This window comes from Streptomonospora halophila (genome assembly GCF_039542725.1).
Classification (GTDB): Bacteria; Actinomycetota; Actinomycetes; order Streptosporangiales; family Streptosporangiaceae; genus Streptomonospora; species Streptomonospora halophila.
This window is the reverse complement of sequence record NZ_BAABIK010000004.1, coordinates 111,782-135,938: the sequence shown is the minus strand read 5'-3', so window position 1 is coordinate 135,938 and position 24,157 is coordinate 111,782. Positions and strand designations below refer to the sequence as shown.

Genomic DNA, 24,157 nt, shown 5'->3' with positions numbered 1-24,157 from the left:
GCCCGGAAGCGCCTCCGGGGCGGTCAGCGCACGGCCGGATCCGGTCCGGGGGTGGCGCGCGCCGGCTCCAGCACCGCCGGGACGCCCGCGGCGGGCGAGGCGTGCTCGCCCACGACGGGCGGGGACGGCTGCGGGGAGACCGTGGTCGCGGGCTCGTCGCGCCCCTGGCGGCGCTCATCGTTGATGACCTGCTGCGCGTCGAAGGCGCCGGCCACCACGATGACGCCCGCCAGGACCGCGGCGAGGATCCCGCCCGCGACGACCGCGGGCCACACCCGCTGCCTGCGCCGCCAGTAGCGGCTGGAGCCGTACAGCAGGGCGGCCCGCAGCTGCCGCCGCCGCAGCGCGTCGGCCTGCAGCACATAGCTCTCGGCGTTGGGCGTGGCGTGGAAGGCGTCGGGCAGGGGCGGCTGGGCCGGGGGGCCGGGCTGCGCGGGCGACGAGGGGGCGGAGTCGGACACGGTGGAATTCGGCTTGTAGCGGCGGTTCAGCTGAACAGGTCGTTCAGATAGTTCCTGGTCTGGCTCCAGCCGTCGACGGCGCCGTCGGTGGCGTCGATCATCTTCGCGAAGCCGCGGTTGGCCATCTCGAAGGCGGCGTTGAACTCGTCGGCGCGGGCCTTGTACTCCTCGTTGCCGCCCTCCCAGCGCGTGACCAGGTCGTTGGCCTGCTGGTGGAGGTCGGACATGATGCCGCGGAAGCGGGCCAGGTACTGCTGCTGGTCGGCGCTCAGCTGCTGGAGCCGGGCGATGTCGGCGCCGACCTCGAAACCACTGACGGACATGATGGAGGCCTCGCTTAGGCGTTGGGAGAGCGGGAGAGGGTGAAGGAGGACAGCTCCGAGCGGGCCTCGGAGTACTCCTGCTCGCTGTCGACGTCGGTCTGGTCGAGCCGGGCGTCGCCCAGATCGAGGTTGACGCCGTACCTGCCGCACCAGTCGGTCAGCGTGTTCATGGCGACGACGAGCTCGGCCTGGCCGTCGCGGAAGGCCTTGAGCGCGTTGCCGCGCAGCGCCGCCTGGTCCTGTTCGAGGTCGCTGAGCAGCGCCTGGACCCGGTCCCGGATGCCCTGGCCCCCCTGCGACACCTGCTCCGCGCCGGTATGGAGGGCATTGCGTTGTTCGGCACCGACTTGCTCTGACATAGGCCCGTCCTCTCCTGATGCCCCCGCACGTCCCGACCGCCGGCCCGGGCGGCGCGCCGGTTCGGCAGCGCGGCCGCGCATGCGCTGGTCCCGTCGGGGCGGGTCGACTGCTTCCGCCGTTTCGGACGATTCGGCTAATCGAAGCTAGTTAACCACGCAGTCGGGTGTCAACGCCGGGCGGGGACGGCACGCCCGGGCCCGTCTCCGGCTGGATTCCCGCCTCCTTCCGGCGGGCGCCCGGCAGAACGGGTTCCCCGATTTCCGAACCGATTCGCAATCGTTTGGAAAGGGCCGCCGCGACACCGGCGGTGGCACGGCCGACAGGCCGATTCCGGGACGGGGCGGCGCGCGCTTCGCCGTGCGGGCCGGTGATGGCGCCGCGACCGAACAGCCGGCGGGCGCCGCGGGAATGCGCCGAATAGCCGAATCGAACCGCCGACGGGGGGCGGCCCGGTGAACGACGGGTGATCGGCTACCATCGAAACACCGAAAACGCGAACCGGTGGAGATGAAACCCTACCCGGATTTCTCATGTCCACCCAACGGGAATACCGAAAGGGAGGTCCCATGGCGGGCGAGGAGGGCGTCGGGGCCAATCCGAACGACGCCGGCAGCAAGGGCGGCGAGGCCGTCACCGTCGCCGAGACGTTCCAGGGCCTGCGGCACAGCTTCACCACGGCCGTGGACTTCCTGGACGCGGTGGCGGCGGACGAGGGCATCAAGGGCGCGTTCTCCTCCTTCGGCGAGGCCCACGCCGCGCAGATGCAGGAGGTGCAGACCCACGCCGAGCGCATGGGCGGCAACATCCAGGCCGGATCGACCAGGATCACCCGCACGGACTCCGAGGCGGAGACCTACTACCACGGCGTCGGCTACCAGTACCGGGAGCAGGCCGCGGAGGCCAGGGGCGACTACGCCACGCCGATGCAGGGTCTGCTCAACCGCTACGTCAACGACGACACCGCCCGATACTCGCCTTAAGGTGCCGCGGCCCCCTCGCCATCGCCCGCCGACACCAGGAGACCGCCATGGGACGACCCGACCAGGAAACGGCCACCGCCTCCCACCCGCTCTTCGACCCGCCCCAGGCGCAGACCGACGTGAGCGCCATGCGCGAGGGAACGAACTGGCTCTGGGACCTCACCGGCCGCATCGTCGGCCGCTCCGGTGACATGCGCTCGGTCGTCACCGGTGCCGCCATGGAGTTCTCCGACCTGGTCACCCAGGACATCAGCGACAACGGCGAGTACAACGACGCGCTGTGGCGCAAGACCTGCATGAACATCAGCTTCGCCGCCGGGGTCGGCGACCGGTGGGCCGACGACGTCATCGACTACAAGGCCGACCGCGCCCGGCTCGTCGCCGACTTCGAGACCGCGCTGAACGCCGGCAACACCGTGGCGGGCGAGCCCGCCTCGACCATCGCCGAGGACAAGCGCCGGGCCAACCTCGTCCGCCAGTTCGAGGCCAGGGCCCAGACCCGCCTGGACGAGCTGAACGAGACCGGCCGCGAGCGCAAGCGGATGCTGCAGGACGGACCCGAGCCCGCCCACGTCGCGAAGCTCGTCGACGCCGGCGTGCTCGGCTGGGCCCCGTACAACATCCTCGGCCCGGGCGAGAACCCGCCGCTGCCGGTGTCCAAGGCCGAAGCCGAGGCGATGGCCGCGGACATGGGCACCTACCTCGCCGGCAAGGAGCCCGACGCCCGCTACTTCGCGATCGTCTCCACGCTCTCGGCCATCTCCAACAAGGCGGTCGCGCTGCAGGGCCTCGACCGCGCGAACCCGGGCGGGCGGCTGAGCAGCAACAACCTCCGCTCCAGCGAGATCGCGTTCTTGAAGGAATTCTACGCCGGCATCGAGGACCGGAGCATCCGGGGAATGCTGTTCCTGCCCGAGAACGCGGCCCGGCAGGAGGACTACGGCCAGGGGCCGGAGCACGTCATCTCCGGCCCCGCGCGGAAGGAGACCTGGTCGGCGCTCGCCAACGGCCTGCTCGTCCTCTCCGACGAAGGCCTCGGCGGCTCCTACGACGACCTGCCGCCCAGCATCCGGCGGTTCGCCGACGGCGAACCCTACCCCAACAACGCGCCCGGCGCGACCCACTCCGCGGAGGAGAACGCGCGCGCCTGGATGCGTGAGGCCGAGGACTTCGAACGCCTGCTGGGAGGCGCCGATCCCCGGCTCCAGGGCGGCGTCGAGTTCTCGGCGAACCTCACCACCAGCGCCGGGCACCACCTCAACGCCGTCGGCCGGCAGGAGCACGAGTGGGACGACTCGCTGAGCTCCCTGCTGGAGGTCGCCACCCGCAACGAGCAGGCCAACCACGCCATCCTCACCGGCGAGCACGACCACCCGACCTTCGACAGGAACGCCAACGCCCTCAAGGGCCTCTACACCCACGAGTGGGAGGACGACGGCGCCGGTGTCGCCGGCCTGACCGACTGGATCTCCGAAGCCGCGAACAGCGACGACGCGGAGCGGCGGGCCGACGCCCACGAGGCCGCCCTCGACCTCATCCGCATGACCACCCACGATCCCGACTTCTACGACGAGCTCACGAACACCGGACTCACGGTCCACCAGAACGGCGAGGAGTACACCGACGCCTCGATCGGCCTCATGAACCCGCATATCGCGCGCAGCCTCGCCGACGTCGCGATGAGCCACTCCCGCGACTTCTCCCTGCCGCAGCCGACCCCGGGCGACGTCTACAAGATCGACTCCGCGACCGAGACGATGGGACTGCCCTATCTCGCACGGATGCGGTTCCTCGAATACGCGGCGGCCGATCCCCACACGGCCACACGGCTCTACCACCACTTGGGCATGCGGGAGAACGCGAGCATCAACCTCCTCGCCGCGGGAGAGGGAGACCCCAACGGCCTCGGCCCCACCAACGGCGTCTTCCGCTCCCTCGTGGACAACGCCGTACGCATGGAGGCCCTGGACCGCACGGACGACGCCACGGCGGCGAAGCAGGCCGCGGCCGACGCCGAGAGGCGCATGGAGAACTCGGTCTTCAACGCGGTGCGCACAGCAGCCTATGCCGGAACGGGCTACCTCGGTCTCGGCGCATCGAGCTTCACAGCCGGAGCCACCCGCGTGGCAGCGGGCTTCATGGCGGCCGGAGTCGGCGCCCACGAGTTCGACTCCCGCGTCCGCCAGGAGGCGGAGGCCGTCGCGACCCAGTTCCAGGAATCCAACGGCCCCGGCCAGGACGAAGAGCTGCAGGCGGCCTACGACGGCCAGACGTTCAAGAGGAAGCAGTTCGAGTTCAAGACCCAACTCGACACGCTCAACTACCTCACGCAGCAGAAGGGCAGCGGACTCACCGTCGAGGACGTCCGCGAGCAGGCTCCCGAGATCGTCGGCGACGACGGCCGGATCATGACGGCTCCGGAGATCTCCAGCGCGAGCCGGGTGGGCACCGCGCAGCAGAACGGCCAGGAAGGGGTGAGCGGCACGGGCGTCCTCACCACCCGGATGGAGCGCCTCCTCGACCAGGCGGGCGCGAAGTCCCGGACCGCCGATTTCTACGAGGAGTACGCGAGGTCCTATGAGGACACCAGCGACCAGCTCGGGGTGAACATCTCCCTGGACGACGCCGAGGAGCTCCGCGGCAAGACCGCCGTCGGAACGGAACCCGAGGATTGACCGTCCGCTCCGTCGGCCGCACTCTCGGCGGGCGGGTCCGTGGCCCAAAGCGGCACGGGCGCCGCCCTCTCCTCCCCTTCCCCCCGCGTTCACCGCGGCGTCGCCGCGGGGAGGGCGCGCCCGGCTAGTCTGCGCGTGTTCTGCGCGCCGGCGATGACGCCACCGGCGCGGCGGGTCGTCGGCGGACGGGGGGCGGCATGGGCAGCGGATCGATCGGGGCCAATCCCGGCGATGCGGTCGAGCGGGGCGGTGCGGCCGAATCCGTGGCCGACGCGTTCACCGGACTGGTCGCAGACTTCGAGACCCTGGTCGAACAGGCCCACGAGGACGCGGCCGAGCCGCTGTGCCAGGAGGGCTACACGGCGTTCCTGGAGCTGGCGGCGCCGTGGATCCGCGACGTGCAGGAGTACGGCCGCGATCTCGCCGGCAATATCGCGGCCGCCGGCGAGCGCACCGGAGCCGCCGACGACGACGCGGGCGCCGGCTTCCAGACGGTCCGCGGCCTCCTCGCCGAGCGGATCGACCGGCAGGCGTCGGGCTGCACGCCCCGCCCCTGAGGCGGCGCCCGCACGCACAGCCCGCCCTCGAATCCCCGCCGTACCGGCCCCTGCACGCACGGCCGCGCATCGGCGGGTCCGCGACCGGAGACCCGCCATGAGCTCGTTCGACCCCGCATGCACCGACGCCGACGCGGAGGCCATCGACGACCGCGCCGTCGACCTCTACAACGTCGCGGGCCGGATCCTGGGCCGGTCGGCCGAGGAGCTGAAACCGGTGCTCACCTCCGCGGCGGTCCAGTTCAGCGACCTGGTCGCCGACGGGATCCGCGAGCAGAGCGGCTACAGCACCACCGCCTGGCAGAAGGCGTCCTTCGCCGCCGTCTACGCCGCGGGCGTCACCGAGGGCTGGGCGGGCGACGTGCGCTGGTTCAAGGCGCGCATCGCCGAACTCGAGGACGAGTGGGAGCAGTCCCGGACGGGCGACTTCGGCGCCCGGATGCAGGAGTACACCGCCCGGGAGGAGGACGACCGCGTCGCGCGGGGCCTGCCCTCGGCCCGGGAGGCGTTCGCGGCGGACCGGTCGGCGGGGCGCATCCGCACGGTCGCCGACCTGGAGTCGCGCGAGCGGACGAGCCGCGAGGAGTTCGAGCGCCGCGCCCGCGAACGGGCCGCACAACTGCGGGAGGGCCCCACCGAGGAGACCGTCCGAACGCTGGTGCGGGAGGGGCGCCTCGGGTGGGCGCCGCACAACATGGGCTGGAGCGACCCCCCGCTGCCGCTCACTGAGGACCGGGCCACCCGCTGGGCCGGGGAGCTGCGCGACTACATCACCGGCGGGAAACCCGCGGACGCCCGCTACGCCGAGATCGTGGCCGCGCTGAACGCGCTGACGCGGAAGGGATGGCGGCAGGGGTCCCGCGGCGGCCGCGAGCGGCTGCCCCGCGCCGAGATGGACTTCCTCGAGGAGTTCTACCGCGTGCTGGACACCGAACCGGTCGACGGCGAGGTCCCGCCGACCATGCTCACCCTCGTGCGGGAGGTCCACGGCAGCGGCGACCTGAGCGAGCGCGCCCGCAACGAGCTGCTCGGCGCACTGGGCGACGGGCTGCTCACCCTCTCCGACGAGGACCGCGGCGGAGGATGGGACGCGCTTCCGCCCAGCATCCGGTCGGTGGCGGCGGGTTCCGGCGACATCGACTACGACGGTGCTCAGTGGCCCGTCCACGGCTGGCGCGAGACCCGGGTGCCGCTTGTGGACCGGCTGCTGGCGTTCACCAACCCCGGCGTCGCGGGCGGCCGGGAGTTCTCCGAAGTCCTGGCCACGACGCTGGGCAACAAGCTGCAGGACTACGCGCAGGTCGGCGGCGCCGTGGAGGGCGGGCGGGACGGCCCCTTCCGAACGCTGCTGTCGGTGGCGGCACGCAACGAGGACGCCGTCCACGGCCTCTTCAGCGGAGCCGTCGACCATCCGCAGGGCTGGGCCTCCCAGCGGGCCGTGCGCGGGCTCTACGCCTTCCCTTGGAGCGATGGCGGCCTGACCCTGCGCGAGCTGACCGACTGGATGTCCTATGAGGACGTGCGCAGCGACCCCGACCGCCGCGGGCTCGCCGACGAGGCGACCGCCGGCCTGATCCGCGGCCTCGCCCACGACCAGGACACCTTCGACCTGCTGTCGGGGGGCAACACGGTGACCGGTTCCGGCACCAGCCTGGGAATGCTCAACCCCGAGGCGGCGCGCGGCCTCGCCGACGTGGCGGAGCTGCACATGGCGCCCTTCGCCCGGGAGGGCCGCCTCGGCCCCACCGAGTACGGCGGCGGAACGCTCAAGGTCAACAGCGCCGACCGCGTGCGGTTCTGGATGCTGGCCGCCGGCGACACCGAGGCGGCCAACGACCTCGGCGCCGCGGTGCAGGGCTACCAGTCGCGGCGCTTCGCGGACCTGGTCGAGGGCGGAGCCGACGCCGCGGTCGTCGGCGGCGAGACCGGGCGGCTGCGCGGGCTCTACGACCTCGCCGTGCTCGACGAGGCGCTCGCGCGCAAGCACTTCGCCGCCCAGGACGCAGCGGCCGAGCAGGGCGCCGTGACCACCGACCGGCGCGGCGTCGCGCTGGCCTCGGGCATCACCAAGGAGCTGCTCAGCAACTTCGTCCTGCGCAACCCGGCTGCCAAGGCCGCGACCGGGATCGCCCACGAGTTCGTCCGGTTCGGCCGCCACTACCTGTGGGAGGCCCCCTCCGCCGGCTCCGACTACGCGCCGAGGCTGCCCACCACCCGCAGCGCCGGCGACATCCAGTACCACAGCCTGGTGGGCTTGGCCGACGCCGCCGTCGCCGACGACCGGCTCGTCCCCGGCGACCTGCCCGCCTACCGCCGCTACCGGGAACTGGGCGCCGACTACGACCGCCACGCTGCGGAGGGCGACGCCGAGGGGCTGCAGGAGACGGTCGACAAGCTCGCGGGCATCCAGGACGAACTGCGCGGCGAGCTGACCGACGCGCTGAAGGCGGAGGGGATCTACGACCCGGAGTTGATCGACGCCCAGCGCGACGCCTGGGAGCTGCTGCTGGGAGACCCGGAGGCCCACGACGCCCAGCGCTACGCCGACACCGTCGCGCAGGGGCGACTGCGGCGCAACCAGCCGACGCCGCAGGACGTCGCCGGCGCCGCGGGCGGCTGAAGGAGGCCGCCGAACGCGTCCGGCGAACGCGTCCGGCTAGGCCCCCGGCGAGATCGAGGTCACCAGCGCGTACAGGCCCAGCGCCCAGGCGGTGGCGACGCACAGGCCCACGACCGCCACCACCTCGACGCCGTTGAGGATCCGGCGCAGCGAGGCGCGCGGCACCTCGGCCGGCTCCACCCAGCTGACCGCCGCGGCGGCGGCGCCCGTCGCCAGCGCCGCCGCCGGCAGCAGCGCGAGCATCAGCTCCGTGCCGGCGGCCGCGCCCACCGCGGCGGCGGCCAGGCCCAGGACGCCGCCCACCCTCAGCGGCAGGACGTGGCGGACCCGGTCGAACAGCCGCGACCGCATCAGCAGGACGAAGGAGACCAGCGCCGCCAGGACGAGGTCGGCCCGGCCGTCGCCGGTCGCGACCAGCAGCAGCACCATGGCCACTGCGGTCGCCACCGACCCGAGCAGCGCGCCCAGCAGCAGCCGGTCGCTGTTGGCCATGCTCTCCTCGAAGCGGGCGGTGTCGGTCTGGCCGACGTGGCGGACCTCGTAGTCCAGGCCCGAGAGCCCGCCCATCGACAGCGCCAGGCGCGGCAGCGCACCCACGCCCAGCACCAGCAGCACCGCCATGACCCGCGTGCCCAGCGGGCCGTCGACGAACAGCCCCACCGCGACCAGGACGCCGGCCGCGACCGCGGCCACACCCAGCGCCGCCAGGTAGGGCAGAGCGGTGCTGTGCACCCACCAGCCGGCAGCGGCGGCGGCCAGCGCGCCGGCGCAGGCGAAAGCGGCCGGGACCACGGGCGCCGGCGCCGCCGAGCCGCTTATCTGCAGCGCCGCCAGTGCCGCGGTCAGCGCTCCCCAGCCGCAGGCGGCGGCGAGCACGGCGTGGGCGACGCCGGTCATCGAGCGCCGCGCCGCCAGCCACAGGGCGCCCAGCGACACCAGCAGCCCGACCGGGGCGACGGCGAGGTCGATCGGACTCTGGCGCACGACGGCCATGGCGGCGGCCAGCAGCAGGGGCCCGACCGCGGCCAGCACAAGTCCGAACGCGAGGCCGACGGGTGCGCGCCAGATCCGCGCGGCGCCGTCGACCCGGTCCTCCACCGCGCCGCGGACGTCGTCGACGAAGGCGGGGCGCTCGGGTGCGGTCTCGCGGCGCAGCAGCAGCACGTCGCCGTCCAGCACCCCGGCGTGCTCCAGGGTCGAATCGGGGCGCACCGCGGCGCCGCCGGCCGTGGTCAGCGTCCATCCCGCGGGTTCGAGGCCGTCGGTCTCCGGCGAGCACACCCGCACCACCTGCGGCAGCAGGCTCGCCACCGGAACCGTGCCCGGCAGCGCGAGGTCCGCCCACCGCTGCGGCCCGGTCACCGTCACCCGGCAGTATCCGCTCACCCGCTCCTCCGTTCGTGCACCGCTGCGCCCCGCGGCCCCGGCCGCCGAAGGCCCCGGCCGCACGCCGACGGCGGTCCTCTCCGCCGGTCCGCGGCGCCGTCCACAGCCGGCCGCCGCCCGATTGTGCGATGCAGCGGCCGCGCGGGATCATCACGTTAGCAACTGGTTCGTACTCGATCTCCCGGCCTCGGGCGGGTGTAGAGAAGGGGGCGCCGTGTCGACGACGCCGATTCACCGGCCCGCCCGCCACGCGGTCCCCGATCCCGGTGAGTCCCCGCTGGTCATCGCCACTCCGCCGCAGCTTCCGGAGAACCCTCCCGCCACCAGTTCGTCGGCGATGATCATGATGCCGATCATCACGGGGTCGGGTTCGCTGCTGATGACGATCACCTTCGGCAACCGGCCGCTGTACGCGGTGGCCGGCGTGATGATCATGCTGGCCAGCGTGGCGGTGGGCGTCATCATGTTCATCTCCCAGCACAACGGCCCGCGCAAGCGCATCCGCGAGCAGCGCGAGCGCTACCTGGACTACCTGGACCACCTGCGCGGGACCGTGCGGGAGGTCGCCGGCATCCAGCGCCGGGCCGCGGCCTTCCGGCATCCGGCGCCCCACCTGCTGATCGAGCCCGCCCGCCAGACCGCCCGCCGCTGGGAGCGCCGCGCCTCCGACCCCGACTTCCTGCACCTGCGGGTGGGCCAGGGCACCCGGCCGCTGGCCCGGCGGCTGAGCCTCAACATCGACACCTCCAACCCCCTGGTGGCCTACGACCCGGTCTGCCAGGGCATCGCCGAGCAGATCGTCGACCTTTACGCCCACGTCTCCGAGCAGCCGCTGGTGGTACCGCTCGGCGAGCACGGCGTGGTGTCGGTCGTCGGCGACCGCGCTGCGGGGCGGGCGGCCGCCCGGGCGATGGTCGCGCAGCTGGCGACGTTCTGCGCGCCCGAGGACGTGCGGGTGGGCGTGGTGCGCCACTCGCGGCTGCTGGCCGAGTGGGACTGGCTGAAGTGGCTGCCGCACGGCGCCTTCGACGGCGGCCGCGACGGCCCGCTGCCGGCCCGGCTGGTCACCTCCAACACCGTGGAGATGACCGAGCTGCTCTCGGCCGAGATCGAGCAGCGCACCATCGACATGCAGCGGCGGCGCAACCTCCCGCCGGGGCCGGGCACCCAGCGGCTGGTGGTCGTCGTCGACGGCGAGTTCCAGTCCACGCTGTCGGGGCTGTCGGCAGAACCCCCCGTCACCTCGCTCGCCGACATCGGGATCCACCTGATCGTGCTGGTCGGCGACCGGCGCGAAGAGCCGGGAACGGTCGACCTGCGGTTGCGGGTCGACGCCGAAGGCCGGCTGGCCGAGGACGCCTCGGAGCGGGTGCAGGAGCCGCAGGCCGCCGAGGACCCCGGTCGGCCTGCGGCGGGCGCGCCGCTGGAGGGGCGGGCCGACCGGGCCGGCGTGGCCCAGCTGACCACGCTGGCCCGGATCCTGTCGCCGATGCGGTTGGCGGCGGCCGACGGCGGCGACGCGCTGCACTCCACGGTCGGTCTGGGCGCCGTCCTGGGGGTCCCCGACGTCGCCCGGCTGGATCCGCGCTCGACGTGGCGGCCGCGCAGCGCCGGCGACTTCCTGCGGGTGCCCATCGGCGTGGGGCCCTCGGGCTCCACGGTGCTGCTGGACCTCAAGGAGTCGGCGTTCGGCGGCATGGGCCCGCACGGCCTGGTCGTGGGCGCCACCGGCTCGGGCAAGTCGGAGATGCTGCGCACGCTGGTGGCCTCACTGGTCATCGGCCACCCGCCGGAGCACCTGGCGCTGCTGCTCGTCGACTTCAAGGGCGGCGCCACCTTCGCCGACACCGACGCGCTGCCGCACAGCGCCGGGCTGGTCACCAACCTCGCCGACGACGACAGCCTCGTGCTGCGGTTCCGCGAGGCCATGTTCGGCGAGCTGATGCGCCGCCAGCAGATCCTCAAGGACGTCGGCAACCTGCCCAACCTGCACGCCTACGAGACGCTGCGCGCCACCCGGCGCCCCGGCCTGGAGCCGCTGCCGCACCTGCTCGTCATCATCGACGAGTTCTCCGAGCTGCTGACCGCCCACCCCGACTTCGCCGAGCTGTTCGTGGCCATCGGCCGCATCGGCCGCTCCATCGGCGTGCATCTGCTGCTGGCCACCCAGCGCCTGGACTCGGGCAAGATCAAGGGACTGGAGTCGCACCTGTCCTACCGGATCGGACTGCGCACGTTCTCCGAGGCCGAGAGCCGCGAGGCGATCGGGGTGGGCGACGCCTACCACCTGCCGCCCGAACCGGGGTCGGGCTACCTCAAGGTCGACACCTCGGTGTTCGAGCGGTTCAAGGCGGCGATGGTCTCCCAGCCCTACGCGCCTCCGGAGCAGGACTCCGGCGAGGACGCGCCGGTGCTGCCGCTGATCTCGTTCAACGGCCTCGACGGGCTGCTGGGACGCGGCCCGTCCGACGGCGAGGAGGACGATCCGGCGGCCGCGCCCGACGGCGGCCAGGCGCCCAGCACGCTGCAGGTGGCGATCGGGCGGCTGGTGGAGGCCGGAGCGGCGCCGGTGCGGCCGGTGTGGCTGCCTCCGCTGCCCGAGCGCATCGCGCTGGACGACCTGCTCAGAAGGCTGGACGAGGAGGGCACCGCCCCCGACGGCAGCCCCGTCGAGCCCGACCCGGCCGAGGCCGCGGCGATCGTCGGTCTCACCGACATCCCCCGCGAGCAGCGCCAGGAGGCCGCGGCGCTGGACTTCACCGGCGGCTCCAGCAACATCATCGTGCTCGGCGGCCCGCAGTCGGGCAAGTCCACGTTGATCCGCACGATCATCGCGAGCCTGGCCTGGCGCTACCCGCCCGGCCGCATCGCGGTCTACGCCATCGACTTCGGCGGCGGCTCCCTGGCGCCGTTCGAGGACCTGCCGCACGTGGCGGGCGTGGCCGGGCGCTCCGACCCCGAGCGCGTGCACCGGGTACTGGCCGACCTGCGCAACCTGATGGACCAGCGCGAGCGCGTCTTCCGCGGGTCCCGGATCGACTCCCCCGCCGCGCTGCGCCGCGGCCGCGCCGACGGCTCGGTGCCCGAGGGGGTCTTCGCCGACGTCTTCCTGCTGATCGACGGCTGGGCGGGGGTCCGCGAGGCCGTCGAGGACGCCGACGACATCCTCACCGACGTCGTCTCGCGCGGACCGTCGCTGGGTGTGCACACCGTCGTGACCGGTGCGGCCAACTCCCAGATCCGCACGAAGCTGCAGGCGCTGTTCGGCGGGCGGCTGGAGCTGCGCCTGTCCGACCCCTTCGACTCCCAGATCGGGCGCAAGCAGGCCGAGCAGCTGCCCAAGGAGGTCCCCGGGCGCGCGCTGCGCGCCGACGAGAGCGTCCTGCAGGTGGCGCTACCGCGGCTGGACGGATCGGCCGAGGACGCCGACCTGGGCGAGGGCGTGCGCGACGCGGTCGCCCGCATCGGCGACCGGTGGCCGCGGCGGCCGGCGGTCCCCCCGGTGCGCGTCCTGCCCGCCGCCGTCGGCCTGGACGAGCTGCTGCCGGCCCACCGCGGGCCCGGACTGGTGCTGGGCATGGGCGAGCGCGACCTCGCCCCGGCGGTGTACCGGCCCGATGAGGACCCCCACCTGGTGGTCTTCGGCGACCCGCAGACGGGCAAGAGCACGCTGCTGCGCGCCCTGCTGCGGCAGATCACCCGCCGCCCGGCCAGCGAGGTCGGGATCGTGCTGGTCGACTACCGCCGCGCCCACCTGGGGCTGGTGAGCGAGGACTACCTGCTGGCCTACAGCACCGGTCCCGAGCACACCAAGGCGGTGGCCGCCGAGCTCGCCTCCTCCGTGCGCGAGCGGCTGCCCGGCCCCGACGTCACGCCGCGCCAGCTGCGCGAGCGCAGCTGGTGGAAGGGGCTGGAACTGTTCGTGGTGGTCGACGACCTCGACCTGGTCGCCGGGCGCAACAACCCGCTGGCTCCCCTGGCGGAGTTCCTCACCCAGGGCGCCGACCTGGGCCTGCACCTGGTGACCGCGCGGCGCACCGGCGGCAGCTCGCGGGCGGTCTACGAGCCCGTCGCCCAGACCCTGAGCGACATGGCCACCCCCGGCGTGCTGTTCTCCGGCGACCGGATGGAGGGGCGCATCGCCAACGGCGTGGCCTCGCGCCGCCTGCCGCAGGGCCGCGCCCTGATCGCCCGCCGGGGCCGGCCGCCCGAGCAGGTGCAGGTGGCCTGGTCCGAGCCGCCCGAGTAGCGGCCGGGCCCGGGCGGCGCAGCCGCCGTCCCGGCCGGGCCGCTCAGGCCAGCCGGGCCGGGAACCCGCCGGTGGCCACCGGTCCCCAGCGCTCTGGGGTGATGCGCACCAGCGCCTTGCCCTGCCTGCGCATGGCGTCGCGGTACTCGTCCCAGTCGGGGTGCTCGCCGGAGATCACCCGGAAGTACTCGACGAGCGGTTCCACGGCGTCCTCGCCGTCGACGACCTCGGCACTGCCGTCGACCTGCACCCAGGGGCCGTCGAAGTCCTCGGAGAGCACCACCGCGCTCACCCGCGGGTCGCGCACGGCGTTGCGGGTCTTGGCGCGCTCAGGATAGGTGGAGACGACGATGCGCCCCTCGCCGTCGAGTCCGCAGGTGACCGGGGAGGCCTGCGGCTCGCCGTCGGCGCGGCGGGTGATCAGGATCGCCCGGTGGCGGGGCCGGACGAAGTCGTTCAGCTCCTCGCGGGAGACGCGGGTGCTGCTGGCGATCGACGGGCTCATCTGCGGACTCCTCGGCGTGGCTGCGGCCGCCTGCGGCCGGCGGCGGGTTCGGCACGGCAGCGCCCGGCGGCCGCGCCGGGGCGGGGCGGTTCACGCGGGAACCCTATACCGGTGCCCGCACCGGCGTCAGACGCCGCAGTTGGTCCCGGTCACCGCCACCGACCGCTCGCCGACGGCGCCGGTGAAGTCGACGCAGATTCCCTTGGCGCTCACGTAGACGGGACCGGCGTAGGTGGAGAACTCGCCCGAGTCCCACCTGCCGGCACCCGTGCCCGCCTGCCTGAGCCCCACGTCCATGTAGGTCGCGCCCGATACCGTGCCCATGGTGATCGCGCAGTTGATGCCGGTCGAGGGGTCGTAGTACAGGTACAGGCGGCCCCGGCCGCCGGGGATCGCCTTCTCGTTGGCCGGCCGCGTGTACTCGCTGCCGCCGGCTCCGGAGCCGTCCGAGCACACCTGCGCCGGGTCGGCTCCCTCGGCGACGGTGGCCGAGGACATGACCAGCGTGGCCGCGGCCGCCGCGATCGCGCCGACCGCGGTGAACCGGGCACGCCGGCGGCCTCGGGGTCCCGTACGCGCCGCCCGCCCTGCTGTGCGCCCTGCCACGTGCTGCTCCGTTCCCTCGGGGTCCTCTCGCCGGTCCCGGTCCGCGCGCCGCCGCATCAGTTGAAGTCCCGCACGCATCGGGCGTCGCTGGTGGTCGGGGTTTCGGCGGCGGTGCCGTCGGGGCCGATCGCCAGCACGGTGAAGGAGTAGCAGCGCCCGGCGCCGCGCGGCCGGTAGGTGTAGGTGGTCTGCGAGGCCGTGGCCTCCGAGAGCGCGGCGGCACCGTCGCCGCCGGGGGTGATGCGGTACTCGGCCGCGCCCTGGACCGCGCTCCAGTCGACCGTCACCGAGTCGGCCGCGGTCTCGAACGTGACGCTCTCGGGCGCCCCGAGCTCCAGCTCCGGCATGGTGACCGGCTCCGCGGAGGCGGGCTCACCGCTGACGCCGTCCCCGGTACGGGGCGTCACGGTGAACGTGTAGGTCGCGCCGGGCGCCAGCCCCGAGAACTCCACGGACGTGCCGGTGGACGTGCGGTCGGAGACCCCCTCCTGCTCGGCGCTGACGACGTAGTCCGCGGCGCCGTCGACCGCCTGCCAGGAGACCGTGGCGGTGTCGCTGCCCGTGGCCTCGGCTGTGACCCCTTCGGGGGCGCCCAGCGCATCGGGGCCCGGGGTCACCTCCTCGGTCTGGGCGGCCGGGCCGGTGCCGTGCTCGTTGGCGGCCCGGACCCGGAAGCGGTAGGCGGTGCCGTTGTCCAGGCCGTCGATCTCGGCCCGCCGAACCGAGCCGTCGAGGGTGGTGCTGCCGCCCTTCCAGGTGACCACGTAGGTCTGCACCGGCGCGTCGGGCGAGTAGGCCTTCGGCCACGAGAGAGTCACCGATCCGTCGCCCGCCTCGGCCGTCACCGGTGTGGGCGCGCCGGGGGCGTCGGTGCTCTCGGGCTCCTCGCCGTCCTCGTCGTCCCCGCCCGGGGGCGGGGTGGGCGCGCCGCCGGGTCCCCGACCCTCGGGTGCGGGCGGGCCCTGCGCTCCGGGCGTGGCGCCGCCGGCCGAGGCCGCGATCCCGCCGGGCCCCTCGCCCCTGCCCGGCGGCGGCTGGGTCTTGTCGATGACGCGGGCCTTGCCCGCGGGGTCGACGACCGCCGCAACGCCGGCGTCGGGGGCGTTGACGAACAGGTGCCCCTCGCGCGCCTCGACCTCCAGCGGACCCTCGGCTCCGGGCAGGCGGACGGGGTTGAGCTCCTTGCCCTCGCGCGTGAACACGCGCACGGCGCCCTCGCCGTCGAAGGGCACGTAGACCCGTCCGCCGAACGGCACCGCGGTGCCGCCGCCCTCGTGCCGGACGGCGAAATGGCCGACCCGGGGCGTACCACCGGGGTCGGTGAGGGTGACGACCCGGCCGGAACCGGGGACGGTGACCGCCGCGGTGTCGCCGCGGGTGCGCGGCGGCAGCACGGCTCCCGTGAGCGGCACCGGCGAGGAGACCAGCCGCGGGTCCTCGCCGTTGCGTGCCGCGACCAGGCGCTTGCCGGTGCGGTCGACGGCCAGCGCGCCGTCGTCGAGGACCGTCATGGCGATGTCGGAGCCCGGGTCGGCCACCGACACGGTCTGGGAAATGGCGGCGTCCTTGCCCTCGACCCGGATACCCACGGCCGTGCCCTGGGTGGGCACGCCGAGCCACAGCGTGTCGGTGTCGTCGAACGCGCCGCCGACCAGGGGGCCGGGGATCTGCAGTGAGGCCCCGGTGGGTTGGAGGGTGGCGGGATCCACCGCCTTGATCTCGCCGCCGGCGCGGTCGATGACAACCGCGGTGCGCTTGCCGAGGACGAGCCCGAAGTCGCCGCTCTGGCCCAGCTCCAGCGCGCCGGAGAAGCCCATCTCGCGCAGGTCGACCGAGGTGACCTTGCCGGTGGCGGGGTCGTGCAGCAGCAGGTAGTCGTCGTTCTGGGTGACCCGGACGTCGCCGCCCTTGGAGTCGGGCAGCGAGGTGACGAGGTCGACCTCGGCGTTGTTGCCGTTGACGCGGGTGACCTTGCCGGTGGGGCTGCTCCACAGCCAAGCCGCGCCGTCGGAGACCTCGTCGGCGCGGCCCATGGCGCCGACGCCGAACGCGGTGCTGATGAGCGCGGTCGCCAGCAGTACGACGGTCAGCCCCGAGGCGCCGGAGCGGAGGCGCCGTGCGAGGGCGGGCACCGCGCGCCGCACGGCGGGACCCGGCGCACGCTGCGCAGGGCGGTCCGCGGGGTGGGCCGGCTGGTCCGCCATCGGCAGGCTCTCTCTTTCCCGTTCGCGGAAGGGCGGCGGCCGCGTCCTCCGGCCGCCGGCCGCGGGGGCGTGCGCTATCCGGTGAGAGGGGCTTCGGCGGGTTCGGAAAGGCCGGTGTTCAGGGGAGCACGGGCAGGATGTAGCAAACCAGAACGGGACAATGGCGTCAATGGAGGCCCGCGGGCTACGGGGCCCCGGTCCCCTCCCTCCGGCGTGCGGGTGCGGGCCCGGCCCCGCCCGCGGAGCCCGCCGCGCCGCGCGCCGGGTCGCGGGGGTGCTCAGCGGGCGGGGGCGGCGACCTCCACGACGGCGAAGGACTCCGGCGGCAGGCGCAGCCGCGTGCTGCTGTCCTCGGCCTCGACCTCGGCAGAGGACAGCAGCACGCCGCGGGCGGGCAGGTCGAGCCGCAGCTCGGCGGGGACGGCGCGCAGGTTGCAGGCCACGCGCAGCCGCCCGCGGTGCAGCACCAGTTCCCGCCCGTCGGCGCCGGCCCGCACGCGGAACCGGTCCAGCCGGGGGTCGGCCAGCTCGGGGCGCGTCCGGCGCAGGGCGACGAGGCGGCGGTAGAGGTCCAGGACGTCCCGGTGCGGCGCCAGCTCGCGCTCCTGCCAGCGCAGCACGGCCCGCTCGCGGGTGGCGGGGTCGAGCGGGTCGGGCACGTCGGCCTCGTCCCACCCGTGCGCGGCGAACTCGCGGCGGCGGCCCGCGCGCACCCCCTCGGCCAGATCGGGGTCGGTGAAGGAGGCGAAGAACGGCCAGGGCGTGGACGCCGCCCACTCCTCACCCATGAACAGCATGGGCGTGTAGGGCGAGCACAGGACGAGTGCGGCGCCGCAGGCCAGAAGGCCGGGCGGGACGGTGGCGGCCGTGCGGTCGCCCGCGGCGCGGTTGCCCACCTGGTCGTGGTTCTGCAGATAGGCCAGGAAGCGGTGGCCGGGGGTGCGCGCGGTGTCCACGGGAGCGCCGTGGGTGCGGCCGCGGAAGGCGGAGTAGCGGCCGTCGTGCCAGAAGGCGCGGGCCAGGGTGCCCGGCAGCGCCTCGGGGGCGGTGAAGTCGGCGTAGTAGCCGTGGCCCTCGCCGGTGAGGGCCGCGTGCAGGGCGTGGTGGAGGTCGTCGCACCACTGCGCGGTCAGCCCGTTGCCTCCGGCCTCGCGCGGGGTCACGGTGGCGGGGTCGTTGCGGTCGGACTCGGCGATGAGCGACAGCGGGCGGCCCAGCCCGGCCGCGAGCGCGTCGACCTCGTCGGCGAGCTCGGTGAGCAGGTGGCGCGCCCTCGAGTCGTGCAGCGCGTGCACGGCGTCCAGGCGCAGTCCGTCGAGGTGGAAGTCGCGCAGCCAGCTCAGGGCGTTGTCGACGACGTAGCGCCGGACCTCGTCGGAGCCGGGGCCGTCCAGGTTGAGCGAGGGGCCCCAGGCGGTGTCGCCGCTGAAGTAGGGGCCGAACCGCGGAAGGTAGGCGCCCTCGGGGCCGAGGTGGTTGTAGACGACGTCGAGCAGGACGCCGATGCCGCGGCGGTGGCAGGCGTCGACGAAGCGCTTGAGGCCGTCGGGGCCGCCGTAGGGTTCGTGCACCGCGCCCCACAGCACGCCGTCGTAGCCCCAGCCGTGGTCGGCGCCGCCGAAGGCGTTGACCGGCATCAGCTGCACCAGGTCGGCGCCGAGGGACGTGAGGTGGTCGAGGCGCCCGGCGGCGGCGTCGAAGGTGCCTTCGGCGGTGAAGGTGCCCACGTGCAGTTCGTAAACGACGCTGCCGGGCAGCGCCCGCCCGTGCCAGCCGGCGTCGCTCCACGGGAAGTCGGCGTGGTCGTAGACGCGCGAGGGGCCGTGCACGCCGTGCGGCTGGTGCAGCGACCGCGGGTCGGGCAGCGGCTCGCCGGAGCCGTCCAGCACGAACGCGTAGTCGTCGCCCGGGCCGGCGAACGCCACGTCGACGTGCCACCAGCCGTCGGCGCCGGGCCGCATGGCGTGCTCCGCTCCCCCGATGCGCAGGTCGACCCTGCCGGCCGCCGGCGCCCACACCCCGAACGACCGCCCCCCGTGCTCGCTCACGCGGCGGTATGTACCCGGGCGCGGACGGGGCAATGCGCCCGGGTACGGCCGCTCAGTGACTGTTGGGTATGCGGGTGATTACGCGGATCGGTTGGCAGGGCGATTACTCCAGTGTGCGCTCTGACCAGCCAGCCGTGTCGCCGTCAACCGGATCATCGCGCTCTTGACCATGGTCTCGGAATTGCCGGTCAGAAGCTCGTAATCGCGGGCCATACGCCGGTTGCGCACCAGCCGGGCATGAGGGGTTCGATCACCGCCCGGGCGGCGTCGGAGAGGTCGGAGGGGTAGCATCGGTCAGCAGCGGCCCCGGAATCGTTGCATTGGCACACACCACGCGATCATTCCGGGGCTGCGTCATGTTCGGGCATCCGGCATGACCGGTCACCCAACGCCGCTAGCCGCATACCCCACAGTCGCTCAGGCGGGACGGTACAGGGAGACGGCGAAGGACGCGGCGGCCTCGACCGGGTCGCCGAGCCCGGCGACCCGGTCGGCGATCTCCCCGGGCGAGAGGTGGCGGGCGCTGGGGCCCATGCCGACGAGGGCGGCGGCCTCGGCGGGCGACAGCGACAGCGCGACCTCGATCTCCTCGCCGCCGGTGCGGGCGAAGTGCGCGGACAGGCCGCTCTCCAGCCGTTCGCGCTTGTCCGCGTCGACGCCCACCAGCCCGAGTCCGGCGACCAGCCCGCGCAGGTGGCGGGCGGTGGGCGTGGCGACGAGCAGCGCGCCGTCGTCGGCGAGCACACGGCGGAACTCGGCGGGCCGGCGCGGCGCGAACACGTTGAGCAGCACCGCGGCCGAGCCGGTGCGCAGCGGCAGTCCGCGCCAGGTGTCGCAGGCGGCGGCGCCCGCGCGCGGGTGGGCGCGGGCGGCGCGGCGCAGCGCGAACTTGGAGACGTCCAGGGCCAGCCCGAAGGCGCCGGGCGCCCGGTCCAGCACGGCGGAGAGGTAGTAGCCGGTCCCGGCTCCGGCGTCGACGGCCAGGCCTCCGGCGGGCAGCGGCGCCTGCGCGGCGAGCTCGGCCAGCCGCGCGGCGAGCGGTGCGTAGTGCCCGGCCGCCTGGAAGTCCTGACGGGCGCGCACCATCTCCTTGGTGTCGCCGGTGCCGGCCGTGCGGTGGCCGGTGAGCAGGCCGGCGTAGCCCTCCCGGGCGACGTCGAAGCGGTGGCCGGCGGTGCAGGCGAGCGCGTTGCCGCCGGGTCCGAGGGCGGCGCCGCACACCGGGCAGGCCAGCGCCTCCAGCACCGGCTCGGGCATCCTCAGCCGGTCGAGTACGGCCGGCCGGTCGTCGTCGGAGGAGGTCATGGACCTTCAGCTTAGGGCGTCCGGTGTACGGCGCGGGCCCGTGCGGGCGGCGGCGCGCTCGCGTTCAGTCGCGCACCAGCAGCGCCACGGGGTAGCGGTCCAGCAGGCTCTCCAGGTCCGCGGCGCAGAAGCCGTCGGTACGCTGCGGCAGCAGCACCCGGCCGGTGAGCGCGTCGCGCCAGGTGCCCCTGCCGCCCGGAAGCGGGAGGCCGGTGCCGCGCCAGCCGCCTCCGGCCGCCAGCCCCAGCGGCAGCCGGGTGGCGACGGCGACCACGTCGTGCCGGGGGCCGCGGGCGAAGGCGACGGCGTGGTCGGCGGCGGGGCCCGCGGGCTCCAGCGGGAGGTAGCCGCGCAGGTCGCGTTCGCGGCGCAGGTGCAGCGCAGTGCGGACCACGTGCAGCTTGGCTTCCCCGCCGGCGTCGACTTCGGGCAGCCGGCCGCCCTCCAGGCGCTCCAGGTGGGTCTGGCGGCAGGTGAAGTCGACCGGGCGGCGGTTGTCGGGGTCGACCAGGGAGAGGTCCCACAGCTCCGACCCCTGGTAGAGGTCGGGGACTCCGGGGCCCGCCAACTGCAGCAGCTTCTGGCCGAGCGCGTTGCTCCAGCCGGCAGCGCGGACGCGGCCGACGAACGCGGCGACGTCGGCGCACACGTCCTCGTCGGAGAGCACGCGCTCGGGCCAGGCGGCGACCTCCTCCTCGAAGCCGGGGTCGCCGTCGACCCAGGCGGTGCGCTCCTTCTGCTCGCGGGCCGCCTTGAGCAGGTAGTCGCGCAGGCGCGCGCCGCTGATGGGCCAGGCGCCCACCAGCGTCTGCCAGGCGAGCAGGTCCAGGCCTGCCTCGCTCAGCCCGCGTGCGGCCCGCCAGCGGTGCACGGCGGCGGCGAAGTCCCGGGGCAACTCGCTGAGGACCGCCAGGCGGGCGCGCACGTCCTCCGAGCGCTTGGTGTCGTGCGTGGACAGCGCGGTCATCGTCCGCGGGCGGCAGGCCTCGCGGCGGGCGCAGCACGCGTGGAACTCGGCCGGCGACACGCCGAAGCGGGCGGGGTCGCCGCCGACCTCGTTGAGCGCGACGAAGCGCGTGGCGCGGTAGAAGGCGGTGTCCTCGTCGCCCTTGGCGACGACCATGCCGCTCGTCTGCTGGATGCGCACGGCCAGCTCGCCGGCGGGGTCGGTGCGGACGCGCTCGTCGACGTCGTCGAGAACGGCGGCGAGGTCGGGCCGGGCGGTCCGGGCGGCGGCCACGGCCCGGTCCCACACGGGCCGCGCCTCGGGCAGGTAGCTGCGGTAGGCCTCGAAGGAGGCGAGCAGCTCGGCCACGGCGTCGCGGGCGCGCTCGGCGTCGGCGTCGGCGTCGGCGTCGGCGTCGGCGTCGGCGTCGGCGTCGGCGGAGCAGACCAGAGCGGCGATGCGGCGCACCTCGGGCGCGAGCAGTTCGCGGGCCGCGAGCCGCCGCGAACCGGACCGCACGGCCGCGGTGTCGGTGGGCGCGCCCACCGAGCGGGCCAGCTCGGTCAGCGGGCCCTCGCCGCCGGGGTCGACGAACAGGCCGCACACCTCGCGCAGCGCGTCGTAGCCGGTGGTGCCGTCCACCGGCCAGGAGGCCGGCAGGGCCTCGCCGGGTTCGAGTATCTTCTCGGCGACGATCCAGCCGCCGAAGGCGTCGCGCAGCCGGCGCAGGTAGGCGCCGGGGTCGCTGAGCCCGTCGGGGTGGTCGACGCGCAGGCCGTCCAGCTCGCCGCGCTCGGCCCAGCGCAGGATCTCGGCGTGGGCGGCGGCGAAGACGTCGGGGTCCTCGACCCGGACCGCCGCCAGCCCGGTGACGTCGAAGAAGCGGCGGTAGGACAGCCGCTCCCGGCCGCGCCGCCAGGAGACCAGCCGGTACTGCTGGCGCTCGTGGACCTCGGCCGGGTCGTCACCGGGGCTGTAGGTGCCCGGCGCCAGCGGGAAGCGGTGGTCCTCGTAGGTCAGGCAGTCGTCGGCGATGCCGAGGTGCTTCAAGGCGCCGGCTCCGCCGTCGCCGTCGTCGGCCAGGACCGGCAGCTCCAGGGGCCCGGCCGACCAGTCGACGTCGAAGCAGCGGGCGTAGGCGGAGCCCGGGCCGCTGCGCAGTACGTCCCACCACCACGGGTTGGCGGCCGGAGCCGCCACCGACATGTGGTTGGGCACGATGTCGGCCACCACGCCCATGCCGCGCTCGCGCAGCCGCTCCACCAGCTCGCGGCGCGCCCGGTCGCCGCCCAGCGGCCCCGAGACCGATGCGGGGTCGACGACGTCGTAGCCGTGCGCGGAACCGGGCGCGGCGGTGAGCATCGGTGACAGGTAGGCGGCGCCGACGCCGAGCCGGTGGAGATAGTCGACGAGCCCGGCCGCGCGGTCGAGCGTGAGTCCCGGCCCGAGCTGCAGCCGGTAGGTGGAGGTCGGGCTGTAGGGGTCCATCGAGGTGTTCTCTGCCCTGCACACGCGTGCTCGAACCCCGGGAGGCCGCCCCGGGCGCGCGGGTCCGGCGGAACTCGCCCGGCGGGCCGGTTGCGACTGCGTCCGCGCCGCGGTGGGCGGCTACTCCCCCTGGCCTGTGCCGAAATCCCGCCCGATGAGACGGGAGCCGGCGCGGCGGGCCTCCTGCCGCGCGCGTCCCGGCCGACAGCGCGCGGGCGTTGCGCGCGGCCGCGGCGTCGCCGCCGTGCAGGCCCGGGGGGCGCGGCGGGCCCTCGTCCGGCCCCACTGCCCCCGGCGGAACGGCGACGTGGAGCGGTTCGACCGCAACCGGTCGCCGAGCGGGCCCACCGGCAGGTGTTCGTCTCCGACGACCACCCGGCCCGGCTCTGCCAGGCTGGGTGGAACACGGCACCACCGGCCGGGCCCGCACCGCGGTCGGAGGCCGCCCACCGCTCCGCCGCCTGTCACCGACGCCATGACCGAGTACAACTAGGATCGTCTGGTCCGCACCGCCTTATCCGCACCATCCGATCCGGGGAGGGTCCGTCCCATGGCCGAGTCCAGTGCCGCCGTCCGCGTGCTCCTGCTGAACGGGCCGAACCTGAACCTGCTGGGCAGCCGCGACCCGCAGCAGTACGGCACGGTGACGCTGGAGGGGATCGAGCGCCGCGTCCGGGCGCTGGGCGCCGAGCTGGGCGCGGAGGTGGAGTGCGCGCAGAGCAACCACGAGGGCGCGCTGGTCGAGCACGTCCACCGGGCGCGCGAGCTGGACGGTGTCGTGTTCAACCCCGGTGCGTTCGCCCACTACAGCATCGCGCTGCGCGACGCGATCGACGCGGTCGAGACCCCCTGTGTCGAGGTGCACATCTCCAACGTCTACGCCCGTGAGCCGTTCCGGCACACGTCGGTGACGGCACCGGTGGCGCAGGGCTACATCGCCGGATGCGGCCCGGCCGGCTATGAGCTGGGACTGCGCGCGGTGCTGGCGCGCGTCGAGGAGCGGCGCTCGGCCGCGGGCTGAGGCGCGGGCGCGGCCCCCCTTGTGTTCTTGGTGCCCTCCAAGAGGGCCGTCGGCCTCTGAGCCCGGCACGGCTGCGTCCCCCTGTCGATCGCATGACCCGGGGGTGTCACCGGGCTCGAGAGGTGCCGTTGGGACGCTGATGAGAGGTCCGACCACCGCCCGGCCGAGCGCGAGGCCCGGCCCTGATTCGGGCGGCGGGCCCCGGGGGCGCCGGCGGGCGCCGCGACGCCGTGTGCGGACCGCCGGAAGGCGCGGCGGGCGGGAGCGGCGGTGCGCTCCGGTGACGCCGCGCACGGGGGTGCGCGCCGATTCACACGGGTGCCGTTGGGCAGGGCACTTCAGCTGTTGTTAGTTTTCTCTTCAGCGTTCGGTCGCACCACCGGAAGCCCCCGTTCCAGCACGAACCCTGATGCACACGCAGGG

Annotated in this window: 16 protein-coding genes; 6 read left to right on the top strand and 10 right to left on the bottom strand. The window is 74.6% G+C overall.

The annotated features are described in order from the left end of the window. Window positions 1-23: 23 nt before the first annotated feature. The 3 genes from ABEA15_RS05320 to ABEA15_RS05310 are packed head-to-tail and all read right to left on the bottom strand — an operon-like array spanning window position 24 to window position 1,143. The gene (locus ABEA15_RS05320; protein WP_345555711.1) at window positions 24-461 is read right to left on the bottom strand and encodes an ABC transporter permease; all 438 of its coding nucleotides are present in this window, start codon (window positions 459-461) and stop codon (window positions 24-26) included. Between the two features lie 26 nt (window positions 462-487). Then, entirely contained in the window at window positions 488-784 is a 297-nt protein-coding gene (locus ABEA15_RS05315; RefSeq protein ID WP_344143884.1) for a WXG100 family type VII secretion target, read from the bottom strand. A 14-nt stretch (window positions 785-798) separates the two neighbouring features. Continuing rightward, on the bottom strand, window positions 799-1,143 hold the full coding sequence (locus ABEA15_RS05310; protein ID WP_344143882.1) for a hypothetical protein: 345 nt from the start codon (window positions 1,141-1,143) through the stop codon (window positions 799-801). A 567-nt stretch (window positions 1,144-1,710) separates the two neighbouring features. Here ABEA15_RS05310 and ABEA15_RS05305 point away from each other — a divergent pair. The 4 genes from ABEA15_RS05305 to ABEA15_RS05290 all read left to right on the top strand — a co-directional run bounded on the left by ABEA15_RS05305 (window position 1,711) and on the right by ABEA15_RS05290 (window position 7,976). Further along, window positions 1,711-2,124 (top strand): hypothetical protein, encoded by a 414-nt coding sequence (locus ABEA15_RS05305; protein ID WP_345555710.1) that lies wholly within the window; start codon window positions 1,711-1,713, stop codon window positions 2,122-2,124. Between the two features lie 47 nt (window positions 2,125-2,171). Next, window positions 2,172-4,799, top strand: coding sequence for a TPR repeat domain-containing protein (locus ABEA15_RS05300; protein WP_345555709.1), 2,628 nt, complete (start codon window positions 2,172-2,174; stop codon window positions 4,797-4,799). Window positions 4,800-4,996: 197 nt separating this feature from the next. Continuing rightward, on the top strand, window positions 4,997-5,356 hold the full coding sequence (locus ABEA15_RS05295) for a hypothetical protein (RefSeq protein ID WP_345555708.1): 360 nt from the start codon (window positions 4,997-4,999) through the stop codon (window positions 5,354-5,356). Between the two features lie 97 nt (window positions 5,357-5,453). After that, the gene (locus ABEA15_RS05290) at window positions 5,454-7,976 is read left to right on the top strand and encodes a TPR repeat domain-containing protein (protein WP_345555707.1); all 2,523 of its coding nucleotides are present in this window, start codon (window positions 5,454-5,456) and stop codon (window positions 7,974-7,976) included. A 36-nt stretch (window positions 7,977-8,012) separates the two neighbouring features. Here the strand turns inward: ABEA15_RS05290 and eccD are convergent, their stop codons facing one another. After that, the gene (gene eccD / locus ABEA15_RS05285; RefSeq protein ID WP_345555706.1) at window positions 8,013-9,362 is read right to left on the bottom strand and encodes a type VII secretion integral membrane protein EccD; all 1,350 of its coding nucleotides are present in this window, start codon (window positions 9,360-9,362) and stop codon (window positions 8,013-8,015) included. 337 nt (window positions 9,363-9,699) lie between these two features. On the opposite strand from eccD, the gene eccCa reads away from it, so the two are divergent. Next, window positions 9,700-13,611, top strand: a complete 3,912-nt coding sequence (gene eccCa / locus ABEA15_RS05280) for a type VII secretion protein EccCa (RefSeq protein WP_345555768.1) — start codon at window positions 9,700-9,702, stop codon at window positions 13,609-13,611. Window positions 13,612-13,654: 43 nt separating this feature from the next. Here eccCa and ABEA15_RS05275 read toward each other — a convergent pair whose 3' ends face one another. The 6 genes from ABEA15_RS05275 to treY form a co-directional block, all read right to left on the bottom strand. Further along, complete coding sequence (locus ABEA15_RS05275) at window positions 13,655-14,116, bottom strand: PPOX class F420-dependent oxidoreductase (protein ID WP_345555705.1); 462 nt, start codon at window positions 14,114-14,116, stop codon at window positions 13,655-13,657. A gap of 126 nt (window positions 14,117-14,242) precedes the next feature. Then, window positions 14,243-14,722: a spore-associated protein gene (locus tag ABEA15_RS05270; protein WP_345555704.1), complete on the bottom strand. Its 480-nt coding sequence runs from the start codon at window positions 14,720-14,722 to the stop codon at window positions 14,243-14,245. A 56-nt stretch (window positions 14,723-14,778) separates the two neighbouring features. Further along, window positions 14,779-16,926, bottom strand: coding sequence for a fibronectin type III domain-containing protein (locus ABEA15_RS05265; protein WP_345555703.1), 2,148 nt, complete (start codon window positions 16,924-16,926; stop codon window positions 14,779-14,781). Window positions 16,927-17,204: 278 nt separating this feature from the next. Beyond that, on the bottom strand, window positions 17,205-18,974 hold the full coding sequence (treZ, locus tag ABEA15_RS05260; RefSeq protein WP_345555702.1) for a malto-oligosyltrehalose trehalohydrolase: 1,770 nt from the start codon (window positions 18,972-18,974) through the stop codon (window positions 17,205-17,207). A 417-nt stretch (window positions 18,975-19,391) separates the two neighbouring features. Continuing rightward, window positions 19,392-20,279 carry a putative RNA methyltransferase gene (locus tag ABEA15_RS05255; RefSeq protein WP_345555701.1) on the bottom strand — a complete coding sequence of 296 codons (888 nt, stop codon included), beginning with the start codon at window positions 20,277-20,279 and terminating at the stop codon, window positions 19,392-19,394. A gap of 64 nt (window positions 20,280-20,343) precedes the next feature. Next, window positions 20,344-22,713, bottom strand: a complete 2,370-nt coding sequence (gene treY / locus ABEA15_RS05250) for a malto-oligosyltrehalose synthase (RefSeq protein WP_345555700.1) — start codon at window positions 22,711-22,713, stop codon at window positions 20,344-20,346. 550 nt (window positions 22,714-23,263) lie between these two features. Here treY and aroQ point away from each other — a divergent pair. Further along, window positions 23,264-23,734, top strand: a complete 471-nt coding sequence (aroQ, locus tag ABEA15_RS05245; RefSeq protein WP_345555699.1) for a type II 3-dehydroquinate dehydratase — start codon at window positions 23,264-23,266, stop codon at window positions 23,732-23,734. Window positions 23,735-24,157: the final 423 nt, after the last annotated feature.

Coding starts and splice junctions, on each gene's coding strand:
- ABEA15_RS05315 (WP_344143884.1), bottom strand. CDS start 784: ATGTCCGTCAGTGGTTTCGAGGTCGGCGCCGACATCGCCCGGCTCCAG.
- ABEA15_RS05305 (WP_345555710.1), top strand. CDS start 1,711: ATGGCGGGCGAGGAGGGCGTCGGGGCCAATCCGAACGACGCCGGCAGC.
- ABEA15_RS05265 (WP_345555703.1), bottom strand. CDS start 16,926: ATGGCGGACCAGCCGGCCCACCCCGCGGACCGCCCTGCGCAGCGTGCG.
- eccCa (WP_345555768.1), top strand. CDS start 9,700: ATGATCATGATGCCGATCATCACGGGGTCGGGTTCGCTGCTGATGACG.
- ABEA15_RS05255 (WP_345555701.1), bottom strand. CDS start 20,279: ATGACCTCCTCCGACGACGACCGGCCGGCCGTACTCGACCGGCTGAGG.
- ABEA15_RS05290 (WP_345555707.1), top strand. CDS start 5,454: ATGAGCTCGTTCGACCCCGCATGCACCGACGCCGACGCGGAGGCCATC.
- ABEA15_RS05300 (WP_345555709.1), top strand. CDS start 2,172: ATGGGACGACCCGACCAGGAAACGGCCACCGCCTCCCACCCGCTCTTC.
- ABEA15_RS05275 (WP_345555705.1), bottom strand. CDS start 14,116: ATGAGCCCGTCGATCGCCAGCAGCACCCGCGTCTCCCGCGAGGAGCTG.
- treY (WP_345555700.1), bottom strand. CDS start 22,713: ATGGACCCCTACAGCCCGACCTCCACCTACCGGCTGCAGCTCGGGCCG.
- ABEA15_RS05310 (WP_344143882.1), bottom strand. CDS start 1,143: ATGTCAGAGCAAGTCGGTGCCGAACAACGCAATGCCCTCCATACCGGC.
- ABEA15_RS05295 (WP_345555708.1), top strand. CDS start 4,997: ATGGGCAGCGGATCGATCGGGGCCAATCCCGGCGATGCGGTCGAGCGG.
- aroQ (WP_345555699.1), top strand. CDS start 23,264: ATGGCCGAGTCCAGTGCCGCCGTCCGCGTGCTCCTGCTGAACGGGCCG.